Annotated in this window: 14 protein-coding genes; 4 read left to right on the forward strand and 10 right to left on the reverse strand. The window is 50.9% G+C overall.

From position 1 onward, the window contains the following. Nucleotides 1–112: 112 nt before the first annotated feature. The 8 genes from ACS18Q_RS07460 to ACS18Q_RS07495 all read right to left on the reverse strand — a co-directional run bounded on the left by ACS18Q_RS07460 (nt 113) and on the right by ACS18Q_RS07495 (nt 6,928). Nucleotides 113–952, reverse strand: coding sequence for a patatin-like phospholipase family protein (locus ACS18Q_RS07460; RefSeq protein ID WP_014205057.1), 840 nt, complete (start codon nt 950–952; stop codon nt 113–115). A 103-nt stretch (nt 953–1,055) separates the two neighbouring features. Continuing rightward, nucleotides 1,056–1,823 (reverse strand): siderophore ferric iron reductase, encoded by a 768-nt coding sequence (locus ACS18Q_RS07465; RefSeq protein ID WP_050780255.1) that lies wholly within the window; start codon nt 1,821–1,823, stop codon nt 1,056–1,058. A 219-nt stretch (nt 1,824–2,042) separates the two neighbouring features. Then, nucleotides 2,043–3,218, reverse strand: coding sequence for a tetratricopeptide repeat protein (locus ACS18Q_RS07470; protein WP_172562377.1), 1,176 nt, complete (start codon nt 3,216–3,218; stop codon nt 2,043–2,045). Next, complete coding sequence (locus tag ACS18Q_RS07475) at nt 3,218–3,838, reverse strand: energy transducer TonB (protein WP_004725855.1); 621 nt, start codon at nt 3,836–3,838, stop codon at nt 3,218–3,220. Before ACS18Q_RS07475 ends, ACS18Q_RS07470 begins: the two co-directional genes overlap by 1 nt. Next, nucleotides 3,838–4,242, reverse strand: coding sequence for an ExbD/TolR family protein (locus ACS18Q_RS07480; RefSeq protein WP_004725853.1), 405 nt, complete (start codon nt 4,240–4,242; stop codon nt 3,838–3,840). The genes ACS18Q_RS07475 and ACS18Q_RS07480 overlap by 1 nt, the downstream gene beginning before the upstream one ends. Next, the gene (locus ACS18Q_RS07485; RefSeq protein WP_004725850.1) at nt 4,239–4,784 is read right to left on the reverse strand and encodes a MotA/TolQ/ExbB proton channel family protein; all 546 of its coding nucleotides are present in this window, start codon (nt 4,782–4,784) and stop codon (nt 4,239–4,241) included. Before ACS18Q_RS07485 ends, ACS18Q_RS07480 begins: the two co-directional genes overlap by 4 nt. Nucleotides 4,785–4,793: 9 nt before the next feature. Next, nucleotides 4,794–6,161 carry a MotA/TolQ/ExbB proton channel family protein gene (locus ACS18Q_RS07490; protein ID WP_158107386.1) on the reverse strand — a complete coding sequence of 456 codons (1,368 nt, stop codon included), beginning with the start codon at nt 6,159–6,161 and terminating at the stop codon, nt 4,794–4,796. Then, entirely contained in the window at nt 6,161–6,928 is a 768-nt protein-coding gene (locus ACS18Q_RS07495) for a DUF3450 domain-containing protein (RefSeq protein ID WP_172475423.1), read from the reverse strand. Before ACS18Q_RS07495 ends, ACS18Q_RS07490 begins: the two co-directional genes overlap by 1 nt. A gap of 175 nt (nt 6,929–7,103) precedes the next feature. On the opposite strand from ACS18Q_RS07495, the gene ACS18Q_RS07500 reads away from it, so the two are divergent. After that, entirely contained in the window at nt 7,104–7,631 is a 528-nt protein-coding gene (locus ACS18Q_RS07500) for a lipocalin family protein (RefSeq protein WP_004725845.1), read from the forward strand. Here the strand turns inward: ACS18Q_RS07500 and ACS18Q_RS07505 are convergent. Together ACS18Q_RS07505 and ACS18Q_RS07510 are read right to left on the reverse strand one after the other, a co-directional pair. Beyond that, a complete protein-coding gene (locus ACS18Q_RS07505) occupies nt 7,596–8,381 on the reverse strand; it encodes an MBL fold metallo-hydrolase (RefSeq protein WP_172562235.1) in 786 nt (261 codons plus the stop codon). The genes ACS18Q_RS07500 and ACS18Q_RS07505 overlap by 36 nt on opposite strands. Before the next feature lie 111 nt (nt 8,382–8,492). After that, nucleotides 8,493–9,446, reverse strand: a complete 954-nt coding sequence (locus ACS18Q_RS07510; protein ID WP_004725841.1) for a lactate/malate family dehydrogenase — start codon at nt 9,444–9,446, stop codon at nt 8,493–8,495. Nucleotides 9,447–9,768: 322 nt separating this feature from the next. On the opposite strand from ACS18Q_RS07510, the gene ACS18Q_RS07515 reads away from it, so the two are divergent. The 3 genes from ACS18Q_RS07515 to ugpE all read left to right on the forward strand — a co-directional run bounded on the left by ACS18Q_RS07515 (nt 9,769) and on the right by ugpE (nt 12,961). Continuing rightward, the gene (locus tag ACS18Q_RS07515; RefSeq protein ID WP_441256868.1) at nt 9,769–11,061 is read left to right on the forward strand and encodes an extracellular solute-binding protein; all 1,293 of its coding nucleotides are present in this window, start codon (nt 9,769–9,771) and stop codon (nt 11,059–11,061) included. Between the two features lie 150 nt (nt 11,062–11,211). After that, nucleotides 11,212–12,093 carry an ABC transporter permease subunit gene (locus ACS18Q_RS07520; RefSeq protein WP_441256869.1) on the forward strand — a complete coding sequence of 294 codons (882 nt, stop codon included), beginning with the start codon at nt 11,212–11,214 and terminating at the stop codon, nt 12,091–12,093. Nucleotides 12,094–12,118: 25 nt separating this feature from the next. Further along, nucleotides 12,119–12,961 carry a sn-glycerol-3-phosphate ABC transporter permease UgpE gene (gene ugpE / locus ACS18Q_RS07525; protein ID WP_004725836.1) on the forward strand — a complete coding sequence of 281 codons (843 nt, stop codon included), beginning with the start codon at nt 12,119–12,121 and terminating at the stop codon, nt 12,959–12,961. Nucleotides 12,962–12,988: the final 27 nt, after the last annotated feature.

A 12,988-nucleotide genomic window follows, 5' to 3' on the forward strand; every position in this document is an offset into this window, starting at 1 on the left:
AGTCGCGAGCCGCTTCAAACTTCTTCTTCGTGCGTATTAGCAAGGCCAGCCAACACATCTTGATACGTCTCGATCTCACACACGAAAACGACCATTTTCTCTATAAAATTCATCATAAGGCTCCTTGGGACTGAATGTACGCTCTGCCCGCTTTCACCCCCATGTCGTAACCGACATCAAGCAGCGGTTTCTTCATGGTTAAGCGCTTGACGGCAAAGTTTTCTGGCGGTGCGATCACGTGGATCGTCGCATCTTTCGGTGGATTGTGAATGAATTCCAACGAACCGTTGTATTTCTCAAAGCGGTGAATGATTGAGTTCGCTACATGAGGATGCTTTGAAAACAGACGTTTCATCATCCATTCACTTTTCGGTTTCGCCATGTGATAGCTCAGCGGATGCGATAAGATCACGGTGATGTCACGAGCGCCGCGGCGATACGCTTCTTTCACTGGAATTGAATCGGCAATGCCGCCATCGGTGTAACAGCCACCCGAAAAACATGGCGTGGGTTTGTACACTAGGGGCAGCGCCGACGTGGCTTCGATTGCGGTGGCAAAGTTGTCTTGCGTCACGCGATAGTAATCGGCTTTACCCGTGTCGACATTGGTGGCCGCCGCATAGAAAGGAATCGATGAGAACAAGCGTTCTTCATCCACAGGGTAGATGCGGTTGGCTTCATCAATTAACCAGCGAACGTCCACCAAGCTACCACCACGAAGAAATCGACCTGGGTTGTAAAACTCTTTACTGGTCGCGAGTTTGGTGATGACTTGATAACTGCGCAGTGGCTGATTGGAAAGGTAACCCACAAGATTCGATGCCCCAGCAGACACACCCATCACGAAATCATAGGGTCGGTAGTTAAAATCCATGAAGGAATCTAACACGCCGCTGGCAAATATGCCGCGCATTGCTCCGCCTTCTACTACCAGTGCTGTTGTCTCTGCCATCTGCATGCTCCTCTTATCATTAATCTGTGATCAGGATAAGCCTATGCACGCCGAGCGCCAAATGGGTTTTAGTTATTAATCGAATAGGGATTGCATATGTAACTTAATGAACAAGCGTCAGCTCGAGCGCTTGCGCTTGTTTATTGACCGCTGCACGGGGGCAATCCGGACACACCTTGCGGCCGCTGCATTTGTAGACGAGGCAGCAACTGCTGCGCACCAAGGTAAGTTGTTGGGATTTTTGATCCAATTTCAAGCTGGATAGGTGTTTGTCTGGCAGATCAAACGCCGCTAACCACACGCGCGCTTGCGTCAGAATTTGCGCGTTGGAATAGTGCGGCCGAAGCTGCTGCAATTTCACTAGACAACTCAATAGCATGTCAGCCAACAGATGCTGCGTAAACCCCGGACGAATCCGCACGAACTCGTTCATCTCAGCGCGATATTGCTCAAACAGCGTCGTCAATTGATGGGCCACGCGATGGATCAACTGCGTGCGATTGCCATGCTGCCATTCATGCGGTTCAAAACTGAATCCAGCCACAAACAGCGGACGGCGATATTGCGTCATGCGAGTAAAATCCGGCAACGCTTTTTGTGTGTAAACGGAGAGAAATGACAGGTACACCGGTTGCCAGCACAACAGCCCCCAGGTGCGAGTGAGCCAGTAAGCTTGCCCCGCTTCAGGAGACGCGGCTTTGATCTCGTCATAAATCGCGGCAAACGTGTCGCCATTGTGACGTTCAAGCGCAATCGCCTCTTCCCCCGCTTGGGCAACACCCACACGACCATCCAGGTAAGGCGTAAGTTGTTGCGCATAGTGAAACAACGATTCAAAGGCGGCTTGGCTCTGCGTGCTGACCTTATTCATGACGAAGGATGATCCTGAAACTCGATGATGGGGTAAAGCATACAAAGAACTATTCTTGTTTGCAAATCAATATCATTTGCAAGTTGCTATGATTTCATGATTCGCCCTAGCCCAGCGCTTGATTGGCCAACAAGCATTCAACGACGCCGATACCCGACAGGTGTTCAGAACGAAAAAAGACCTCACAAGGAGGTCTTTTCGAGATGGCGTTGCGATGTATTACGACGTTTGGCGCGTCTGAATTTGACGCAACTGCGTGAGGTATTTGATCCAGCCTTTCGCTTCATCTGACGGGTCAAGATTGTTTGAACGCTTCGCTTGAATCAGCGCCTCTTCCAAATGGTTAAGCTTGTACAGCGCCCGCGCTCGTGCCAAAGCCACTTGCGGCTGACGATCTTTTTCTTTCACGTGGTCGAGTTCGCTCAACGCAGAGCGGTACTCGCCTTTTTGATTGAGCAATTGGGCGACGTTCCAGTGGTAGCGACGATCAAATTTGGCAGCCAACGTCCAAGTTTCAATCGCGCGATCCCACTCTTTGGCGCGTTGCCAGTAGAAGGCACGCTCGGTGATCAGTTGAATGTCTGAGTCCGCCTCATCGAGTAACTCAATCACACGTGCAGCGCGCTCAGGCACACCATTTTGCGCATAAAGTTGCGCTAACAAACGCAGGTCGTGCTGACTTAACGCCACACCTTGCAATTTAGCCAGACCCAAGCTGCTAAGAGCATCTTTCTTCTGACCGGTACGGAGTTCTAAACTGACCAGTTGCAGCCACCAGTTGCCTTTCTCCGGCTCCAGCGCAATGAGGCGCTTCAAGGTTGGAATGGCATCTTTCCACTTCTCCAATTGAAGCTGAGCACCCAGTTTGACCGACAGTGGCGTCACTTCGTCCGGGCGTTTAAAGCCTTCATAACGTGCGATCGCATTGAGTGATTTTTGCCACTGTTGCGCTTGATAATGAATTTGCCCAATGCGCAGCCACAGTTCATACACCTTTTGATCTTTCGGTGCTGACTTGACCAGCTCATAGTAGTGCGGCAATGCTTGCTTGTATTGCTGATTCATCAGCAGCAAATCGGCCAGCATGCGACGCGTCGTCCACCCTTGATCATCAACCAGTTGACCACTTGAAACCGCATCATTCAACGATTGAATCGCCGGTTTCAGTTGCTCGTTTTGCCAATAAAACACACCCAACATTCGCGCAAAGTACGCTTTGTCGTAAGCACGCGTCACCTCGGAATTTTTCAACGTGTTGATGGCTTCCGTTAACTTGTTATCTTGCGCAAGTTGGTTGGCGCGCATCGCTTTGTTGGCCGCGTATTGGCTCAGTTCCGCCGCTGTCGCAAGTGACGCCGAGCTCATCAGCAATAGACAGACGATTAATCGTTTCATCATTTGGCTAATTTAAACTCCAGTTTTACGGTTTGACCCGGCTGAGATACGGCACTGCCATCCAATAGTTTGGGTTGGTATTTCCAGTTTCTCAACGCGTGCATTGCCTCACGTTCAAACATACGACGCGGATTGGCATCAACCACTTCGATGTCGGTCGGACGACCCGTTTCGTCAATGGTAAATTTAAGCACCACATAGCCTTCAACACCCCGCTTCAACGCACGCGGCGGATAACTTGGCTCAACACGATAGAGTGGCAGCGCTTGTTGGTTCACACCAAAGTCACCAAAGGTTGGCGCGCTGATTTCTATGCCATTGATCGCCGTATCCAAACCCAGTGACGGTACGCTGGTTGGTGAAACGGTGTTGCTGGCCGTTGTCTGCTTCTGTGATACCGGTGTTTCTGGCGGCTGTTCCGGGGCTTTCGGTTGCTCCGGAACGCTGCGTTGGCGGCGCTGCACATCCTGCTCTTGCTCCACCATCACCATGTTAAAGCTCAGCGATTCGCCTTGCTTAGGTGCTCGCATGCCGTCGTTGTTGACCATCCATGCCATAAAGGCAAACAACCCAATCGAGATGCTTGCGGCAAATGGCATGGCTAACAATAGACGCCCCATTAACGTTTCTCCGCAGCCAAGGCAATGCTCTTCACGCCCGCGCCTTTCGCCGCATCCATCACTTTAACCACCGTGCCGTTGTAGGCATGTTCATCCGCCTGAATCACCAAAGAGGCTTCCGGTTGTTCCAGTAAGAGATGTTCCAACGTGGCTTGAACGCGCTCCACATCAACCTGACGTTTATCAATATAAATGTCGTTGGCTGAGGTAATGGCCACGAAAATGCCCGCATCTTTCTGCGCCACCACATTGGCCGCAGACGGACGATTCACTTCCACACCGGACTCTCGCACAAACGAGCTGGTCACGATGAAGAAGATCAACATGATGAATACGATATCCAGCATTGAGGTGAGGTCGATTTGCGCCTCTTCTTGTTTCGACTGACGTCGACCGAGTCTCATCGCTGACTCCTTAACGATTTTTCTAATTTCAGTTCAAACAGGCGACAGGTTTTAGCCAAACGCGCGTGCACGAACATACCGGCCAGCGCAGCGACCATGCCTGCCATAGTGGGCAGAGTCGCAAGAGAGATGCCTGACGCCATTAATTTTGGATTGCTGCTGCCTTGGGTTGCCATCACATCAAACACCGAGATCATCCCGGTGACGGTGCCAAGCAGTCCGAGCATCGGACAAATGGCAACCAGTACTTTGATGACGTTGAGGTTTTGCGTCAGTGCGATATGCGCCTGACCAATCCAACCTTCACGAATGGCATGTGCGTGCCACGATTGATGATCGCGACGCGCATGCCACTGTTCAACCCACTGCTTACGTTGTTTAGGAAACGTGAAGGCGAGATAAATCACGCGCTCCACCACCAACAGCCAACATAAAGCGACGACCGCAGCCAGCCACCAAAGCACTGTTCCGCCCTGAGCCATAAACTCTGACAGTGGCAAAAACAGATTTTTCAGTGAAAACAACCAGTCTGCTTGGTTCATCTTGATTCCTTACGCTGCGTTGCCAACCACGCTAGAAGCTGGCGTCACGCCACATTCGCGTTCCGCTTCTTCCGCGACCAGACCAATCCCCTGTTTCTCCAGAATATTGCGGATATTTTCTGCTTGGGTACTGAGGATGTTGTGCGCCAGCAACAGTGGCATGGCCGCCACAAGGCCAAGCACCGTGGTGACCAGTGCCATCGAGATACCGCCCGCCATCACTTTTGGATCGCCGTTACCAAACTGAGTGATCACTTGGAAGGTCTCAATCATCCCGGTCACCGTACCGAGCAGACCCAGCATAGGTGCTAATGCAGCCAGCAGTTTCAGCATCGACAGCCCTTTTTCAAGCCCCGTTTGCTCATCCACGACCGCTTCAAGCAAGCGTAGTTCCAGCGCTTCCACGCTGCGGTTTTGCTCTTTGTTGTAGACCGAAAGAATGCGACCCAGCGGGTTGTTGCCCGGTTGATTTGGCGTTTTCAGTTGCGCTTTGATTTTCTGACGTGCGATCGCCAGAACCACACCGCGATACACACCAATGATTAGGCCCACTGCCAGTAGCACCAGAATGATCTTGCCGATCACACCACCCGCTTCGAGGCGTTGTTTTAGCGTCGGTGCTTGTGCCAGTTGTTCAAGCAACGTGCCACGCGATGGGTCAAGAACCACAGGCGCGGTGTCACCTTGTGCGATCGCCGTGAGTGAAGACGACGTTGGGCCGTTGTCAGGCTGTTTGTGATAAGCGATGGCATCTTTACGCGCGTTGTTCCAACTCACGTAACCTTGGTCTGTCACCAAACCGAGCGCACCAATTCGTGTTGCAGACGCACTGTGCGTGCGGCCTTCGCCATCAATGAAGTTGATGTCGTGCGTGCTGATTTCGCCACTGGCGACAATCTGTTCATCCATCGCATGCCACAAGCCGACCAGTTGTTTCATCGAAGGCAGTGATTTGGCCGCCACAATGTCATCAATGACGGACGCGTATTGTTGACGATCCACGCCAGTGACGGAGTGTTCTAGCTCAGCTTTGATCTCTTTGGCGTTTTGGCGCACAACGCCAAAAATTTCGCCTAAACTGCCCGTTTCTAAGCGCAGTTTTTCTTCCAAACGCGCGAGGCTGTTTTCATTTTTGCTGAATTGAGCTGACAGTTTGTCGGCTTCTGCTTGCAACGCATTACGCTTGGCAATCAACGCGGCTTTTTCGGCTTTCAACGCTTGTTCGGTTTTCTTGAAATCCGCTTCGCGTTTCACGTTGTGTGTTTGCTCTGTGCGGTTTTCCGTTCTCGCTTGTTGCACTAAGTCTGTCGCTGCGAATGTTGGCGCGGTCAGAATCAGGCTCAGCCCCATCACAGAGACAAGTTTATTCAAGGTCATTATTTTGCCTCCGCTTGAGTTAGCGATACAGGAAGCGTCAACAAGGTGGGTGCAATTTGTTGATTCGCCAGGTTGTAAGCCGTATCGAGATCGGCTTTATTACTGCCGCTCACCGCAGACCACTGTTTCTGTGTTTGATCCCAAGACCAGTACTGTGTGGCGTTCAGGTTACGCGCAATCAGCGACACGCGGCCAAGGTAAAGAATATCTGCTTTCACCGCATCGTTCTCAGCCAGTTGAATGGTGTCTTGGTAAACGCCCAGCTTCGAACCGTAATCCATCTCAATTTGGTAGGCTTCTAAAATACGACGGTATTTTTCTGCATCGCTGACATCTGCACGTGGCATCAGTGCTTTGAGTTTTTCGATGCGGTCTTCACGAGCCGTCAGGCGAATGGGTTTATCTTCGCTCAGATTGGTTTGCAGCCCATCAATCATTTGGTACATCAACGGCACAATGCCTTGACGAGTTTGATTGATTTCGACGATTTGCTCTTGAAGGCTGGTGATTTCGCTGTCTTGGCTTACAACCAATGAGGCCAAGTGGTCGCGGTAAACGCTGAGGTTTTTCACCTCTTCGTTCAATTGTTCGATTTCCGATTGCAGTTCCATCGCGGCGGCCGAGCTTTTGTCGACTGCGCGTTGGCTGGATGCAGACGCTGCATTGGTTTTGTTCTGAATGGCTTTCGCATCGTCCAGAGTATTGGCATAAGCTGGAAGCATGGTCGCTGCAGAAAGCAGTACTAGGCTAGGTTTTAAAAGGTTCATCATTGTAATCATTTACCGCGTGAGAATGCGAATATGTTATTGATAAAAGCTCTCATTATCAACTAAGTTTGCCATTCTATCCGCTTTTCCTGCTGGCGACAATCACGCGATGAATAATGATCGTCTATGCGTTATCTTCCGTATGCCCTTTCACGTGTATAAAAAGGATAGTGTTATGAAATTGTTGAAATTTAATCTATTCGTGGTGCTGATGATGTTGCTCGCGGGATGCACCGGAACGCCGGATAAAGTGACGCCGGTCGGCCATTTTGAGCTCAATCGATACTTAGGAACCTGGTATGAAATTGCGCGACTCGACCACAGTTTTGAGCGGGGTTTAAACCAGATCAGCGCCACTTATTCACGCAATGACGACGGCAGCGTCAAGGTCATCAATCGGGGCTGGAATGACCATGCGCAACAATGGCAGGAAGCCGAAGGCAAAGCCAAGTTTGTCGCCTCACCGGACATCGCACATTTGAAAGTGTCGTTCTTTGGCCCGTTTTATGGCAGTTACGTGGTGTTTGATTTGAAAGATGATTACTCGTTGGCGCTGGTCAGCGGCTACAACACCGACTATCTATGGCTGCTGTCACGCACACCGACCATTGCCGACAATGAATTACAAGCCGCCCTCAAAAAAGCGCAGGCGGCGGGCTTTGATACCTCAAAGCTGATTTTTCCGCTCCAGAAAGCCAAATAACCACACCGATTTGAGCACACTTTTCGCTTTGAGCTTGGCGACACGCCAATGGGTCGCCGGGCGAACCGGCGCAGTATCAATCAGGTGCTGATACGCCGCTTCATCAAACGGAATGTCCTGACCATGCGCGAGCAATAATGTGTTGGGGGCAAGATCCAAAACACGTTTGACCGAGCGGCGATACTGATTCGGATAGAAGATAGGAAAGGGAGAAATCAACCGCTTCTTCACTTCGACAATCAAATCGGCCACATACAGGATGCCCTGTTCAGCGTGATACACCGACAAATCGCGGTCAGTGTGTCCTGGCGTCTCTAACACCTGCCACTCATCAAACCCGGGGATGGTGTCACCGTCAGACACACGAACGTCCGCCAGTAGCTTACGGGCAAACCATAAGCGGCGCTTGGGGCTACGTAGGCGATTCGCCATCCAGTGCGCAAGCGCCAAATCGGTCAGGTACATCAACACACCATCCCAACCTTGATACCAATGGGTTGCCTTATTGGCCGACACGATGTGGCAGCCCGTCAACTCGCGCAATTTGTGCGCGCCGCCCGCGTGATCCGGATGCATATGAGTCACGACCACGGCCTTGAGGTCACTCAGTGGACGCCCAAGCGTCGTTTCGATAAAAGCTTGAATCATCGGCACGTCGGCGCGACTGGCACCATCAAGTAACAGCAGTTTATCGGGGTATTCGGCGAGGTAGATGTTCTGAATGTAGCCTTTAAGAGTATGTAATTTCACGCGTTTCCTTCGCTGTTCTATCCATTCCTTGGATGGAGTAAGCATAGCAGCCTTCGCAGCGCTGGCACGTAAAAACCGCAACGGGCGAGCAAAAATACTCGCCCGATCAAATTAGTAGCTCAATCCCGTCGATTTGGCGACGTTTATCATGTTTTCTCGCAAGTTGTCTGCAATCGACACCAGCGTCTGCATTTCGGCATCGGTAAATGGATGAATCAGGATTTTTTCCACCCCATTTCGCCCGACCACCGCAGGCAAACTCAGCACCACATCGTTGAGGCCATATTCCCCTCGCAACAAGGTACCCACTGGCAGCACAGAATGTTCGTTGATGGTCACCGCCTGAATAATACGAAACACACTGGCCGCGATACCGTGTGTGGTGTTGTTTTTACGTTTGAAAATTTCATAACCCGCCTGTTTGACAGACTCCAACAACTCATCGGCGTCAATCCGGTCAAGATGGTTGGCATCGCAGTAATAGTCGGCGGCTTGTCCGGCGATGCTGATTAAACTTTTCGGGGTAAAACAGTGACTACCGTGTTCGCCCAGCACGTAACCAAACACGTTTTTCGGATCGAGATTGACGCGCTGGGCGACAATGGTCATCAAACGCGCGGTATCAACCACGCAACCTGCCGAGATCACTCGGCCCGGGCTGTAACCGGTGTTGGCGACGATGCTATGCGTGACAATGTCACAAGGATTGGTCACGACAATCAATACCGCTTTCGGGGCAACACGCTCAATTTTTTTCGCGATATCCACACCAATTTTGCTATTGATTTCAGCCAGATCCATCCGTGACTGGCCTTGCTGAATTTGCGCGCCAGCGGTAATCACCACGATGTCGGCACCAATCAGCTCCAAATAATCGTCCGTGGGCACAATGCGGGTATTTTTAGAAAACGTCAGCGCCGCCGTGTGGCGAAAATCGAACACTTCCCCTTCCGCGCGCGCCACATCGCGATCCAATAAAATCAATTCACTCACACTGCCTAAGGTCAGCAAGTAGTTACAGATCCCAACCCCAACAGCGCCTGCTCCAATCACACCTATTTTCATTTTCTTTCCCTGATAAAAACGACAATAACTTCAACTGATGTTACTAATGTTAGCAATCTTTGTTCCAATTTTATTTTGTATTTTTCTCATATTCTGGCGTTTTGAACTGAGATATTGCGCCTTATTAGGTCATTCATATGTATTTATGCGCCATCACTGTGCAATCGTCCGATGAACCACAGCCTGTGATGCCGCGCACGCGATCCATAAATCTTTCATCGGAATGAAATTTAACATCCACGGATGTGACATATTTCTTCGCCACCATAGCGTCAAACGAAACAAGAACAGTCTCGTTCGAAACTCAACAAGGGAAAACACAATGAACAAGCTATGGTTAGCGGGTCTGCTGTCAGCAACCTTTTCAGGATCCAGTTTAGCGGCAACAGAAATCACGTGGTGGCACGCCATGGGCGGTCAGTTGGGCGAAACCGTGAACAAGATTGCGTCCGATTTCAATGCGTCACAGAACGACTACAAAATCACGCCCGTTTACAAAGGTGAGTACACCGAAACATTGACGGCCGGTATTGCGGCATTTCGTGCGGGCCAGTCGCCAAACATTCTTCAGGTGTTTGATGCCGGCGCAGCAACCATCATGAATGCGCCGGGTGTGGCAAACCCCGTGCAAGACATCATGATCGATGCGGGCTATTCATTTAACGCCAAAGATTACCTGGCAGGCGTGCGTAACTTCTATGCCGACAACAACGGCAAAATGGTGGGCATGCCATTCAACTCTTCAACACCAGTGCTCTACTACAACAAAGACATTCTGAGCACAGTGGATGGCGAAGCGCCAAAAACATATGAGCAGCTTGAAGCGCTGGCGGCAAAGCTGAAATCCAAAGGTTACGTGGCATTTTCGCAGTCACACACCCCTTGGATCATGTTTGAGAACTTCAAATCGCGCCATGACCTACCCCTCTCTGATCACAAGAACGGCTACGAGTCCCTCTCTTCTAAGCTGATGTTCAACACCCAAGACATGGTGATGCATTTCAAAAAACTCAAAGAGTGGTCGGACAAAGGTTACTTCAAATACTACGGCAGCAACTGGGATGCAAACCAGACGCCATTTGAACGTCAAGAAGTGGCGATGTGGATGGGCTCTTCGGGTTCATTCGGTGGCCTGCGTAACCGCGTGACCTTCAATTTGGGCACCACATACCTGCCTTACTGGCAGTCGCTGAACGCCAAAGGCACACACACCTTCATCGGCGGTGCGGCGCTGTTTGCGCTTAATGGCCATCCGAAAGCGGAAGACAAAGCGGTCGCGGCCTTCTTCGCTTATCTCACTCGCCCGGAAGTGCAAATGTACTGGCACGAAACCACCGGTTACGTGCCCGTCACCAACGCGGCTTATGACATGACCAAAGCCTCCGGGTACTACACCAAGCAGCCGGACGCAGAAGTGGGCGTGAAACAGCTGAGCCTGGCATCGGGTGAATGGACCAAAGGCTACCGACTCGGTTACTACCCACAGATTCGTGAAGTGATGCACCGTGAATTCGACAACATTTTCGCAGGTCGTGCTTCGGTTGAAGCGAGCCTGAACAAAGTCGAAGACGAAAGCGAAAAACTGCTCAATCGCTTCGCACGCACCGTGCAATAACGCGCTCGCCTGCTTATTCGCCAGAGTAAGCAGGCTTTCTTTTTGATGCTGTTTTCGCTTGCGCGAAAAGTAGCTCACCCAACCCCAAGATGCCGTGAAGTTGTTCGCTTCACCGGATATTGCCGGGGTTAAGCATTACTGGAAAGAGTCGTGGAACGTCGACAACAATTTTTTCACTCACCACTGCCTTATATTTTGCTGGCGCCTCAAATCGTGATCATCGCGATCTTCTTCGTGTATCCGGCGGCAAAAGCAGTTTATCTCTCATTCATGCTGGAAGACCCGTGGGGCATGTCCTCCACGTTTGTCTGGTTTGAAAACTACCAGATGCTGTTTCAATCGAGCGACTATCTGGAATCACTCGGTTTCACTGTGCTGTTTTCGGTACTGGTCTCTTTTTTGTCACTGGCGATTGCACTGCTGCTGGCCGTCAAAGCCGACAATGTGATTCACGGCCAAGGCTCGTACAAAGTGACGCTGACTTGGGTGTACGCCGTCGCGCCAGCCGTCGCGGGCATCATCGGCGGATTTCTGTTTAACCCACACATCGGTGTGCTGACCGATTTCTTCGCCAAAGTCGGCTGGACATTCAGCGTTCAGACCGACCCATTCGATGCCACTTTTGCACTCGTTTTGGTGTCGGTGTGGAAACAGGTCGCAGTCAACTTCGTCTATTTTCTCGCTGGATTGCAGTCGATTTCTTACGCGGTCAAAGAAGCGGCCACGCTTGATTGCGTTAGCGATAGCAAACGCTTCTGGACAATTACCTTTCCGTTGTTGGCACCGACAGGCTTTTTCCTCTTGGTGATCAACCTGACATACGCCTTCTTCGAAACGTTTGGCGTGATTGACACCATGACCAACGGCGGCCCCGGCGGCACCACCACCTCGCTGGTGTACAAGGTGTATCGCGACGGGTTTGTGGGTGCTGATTTGGGCGGCAGTTCGGCGCAATCCGTGGTGCTTTTGCTGCTGGTGCTCGGCCTAACATTCATTCAGTTCCGCTTTGTTGAAAAGCGCGTGCACTACTGATTGGCACGATGTTTAAGGAATGACTATGAAAAGCAATAAACTGTCGGATCACGTGATCCTGATTGCCGGCGCACTCTTTATGCTGGCGCCAATTTGGCTGATTTTCGCCAGTTCGACCCACAATCCGAACACCATCATCAGTGAAGGTCTGCAATGGGGCATCGGTGACAACCTGTCTGCCGTGTACGACGAAGCATGGAATAAAAGCCTCGGCTTTGCCGGTAACGTCACCGCCAGCACCATGATTTTTAACTCGATGGTGATGGGGCTTGGCTTTGCGATTGGCAAAATCATCATCTCCATGATGGCGGCGTTCGCGCTGGTTTACTTTCGTTTGCCGTATGCCAGCGCGTGGTTCTGGTTGATTTTCGTCACGCTGCTGCTGCCGCTGGAAGTGCGCATCATCCCCTCTTATGAAGTGGTGTCCGGCCTTGGCATGCTCAACAGTTACACCGGATTAATTCTGCCGTTGATTGCATCAGCAACCGCGACTTTCTTCTTTCGTCAGTTTTTTAAAACCATTCCTGACGAATTGCTGGAAGCGGCGCAACTCGATAACGCCGGGCCGATTCGATTCTTCATCGATATTCTGTTTCCACTCTCAAAAACCATGATGGCGGCGATTTTTATCATCATGTTTGTCGTCGGTTGGAACCAATATTTATGGCCCATCATGATGACCACCGATGAACACTACAACACCATCGTGATGGGCATTAAACAGATTCTGAACAACATTAATGAGACCAACCTGCCCCGCTATGACTACGCCTTCGCCATGGTCATTCTTGCGATGCTGCCGCCGGTTTTGGTGGTGGTGGTGTTCCAGCGTTGGTTTGTGAAAGGACTTGTCGAAAGTGAAAAATAATTCCGTGATGCATTTAGTACCCAGCGC

Source organism: Vibrio sp. Vf1514 (assembly GCF_052076135.1).
Taxonomy (GTDB): domain Bacteria; phylum Pseudomonadota; class Gammaproteobacteria; order Enterobacterales; family Vibrionaceae; genus Vibrio; species Vibrio furnissii.

Coding starts and splice junctions, on each gene's coding strand:
- ACS18Q_RS07460 (WP_014205057.1), bottom strand. CDS start 952: ATGGCAGAGACAACAGCACTGGTAGTAGAAGGCGGAGCAATGCGCGGC.
- ACS18Q_RS07465 (WP_050780255.1), bottom strand. CDS start 1,823: ATGAATAAGGTCAGCACGCAGAGCCAAGCCGCCTTTGAATCGTTGTTT.
- ACS18Q_RS07470 (WP_172562377.1), bottom strand. CDS start 3,218: ATGAAACGATTAATCGTCTGTCTATTGCTGATGAGCTCGGCGTCACTT.
- ACS18Q_RS07475 (WP_004725855.1), bottom strand. CDS start 3,838: ATGGGGCGTCTATTGTTAGCCATGCCATTTGCCGCAAGCATCTCGATT.
- ACS18Q_RS07480 (WP_004725853.1), bottom strand. CDS start 4,242: ATGAGACTCGGTCGACGTCAGTCGAAACAAGAAGAGGCGCAAATCGAC.
- ACS18Q_RS07485 (WP_004725850.1), bottom strand. CDS start 4,784: ATGAACCAAGCAGACTGGTTGTTTTCACTGAAAAATCTGTTTTTGCCA.
- ACS18Q_RS07490 (WP_158107386.1), bottom strand. CDS start 6,161: ATGACCTTGAATAAACTTGTCTCTGTGATGGGGCTGAGCCTGATTCTG.
- ACS18Q_RS07495 (WP_172475423.1), bottom strand. CDS start 6,928: ATGAACCTTTTAAAACCTAGCCTAGTACTGCTTTCTGCAGCGACCATG.
- ACS18Q_RS07500 (WP_004725845.1), top strand. CDS start 7,104: ATGAAATTGTTGAAATTTAATCTATTCGTGGTGCTGATGATGTTGCTC.
- ACS18Q_RS07510 (WP_004725841.1), bottom strand. CDS start 9,446: ATGAAAATAGGTGTGATTGGAGCAGGCGCTGTTGGGGTTGGGATCTGT.
- ACS18Q_RS07515 (WP_441256868.1), top strand. CDS start 9,769: ATGAACAAGCTATGGTTAGCGGGTCTGCTGTCAGCAACCTTTTCAGGA.
- ugpE (WP_004725836.1), top strand. CDS start 12,119: ATGAAAAGCAATAAACTGTCGGATCACGTGATCCTGATTGCCGGCGCA.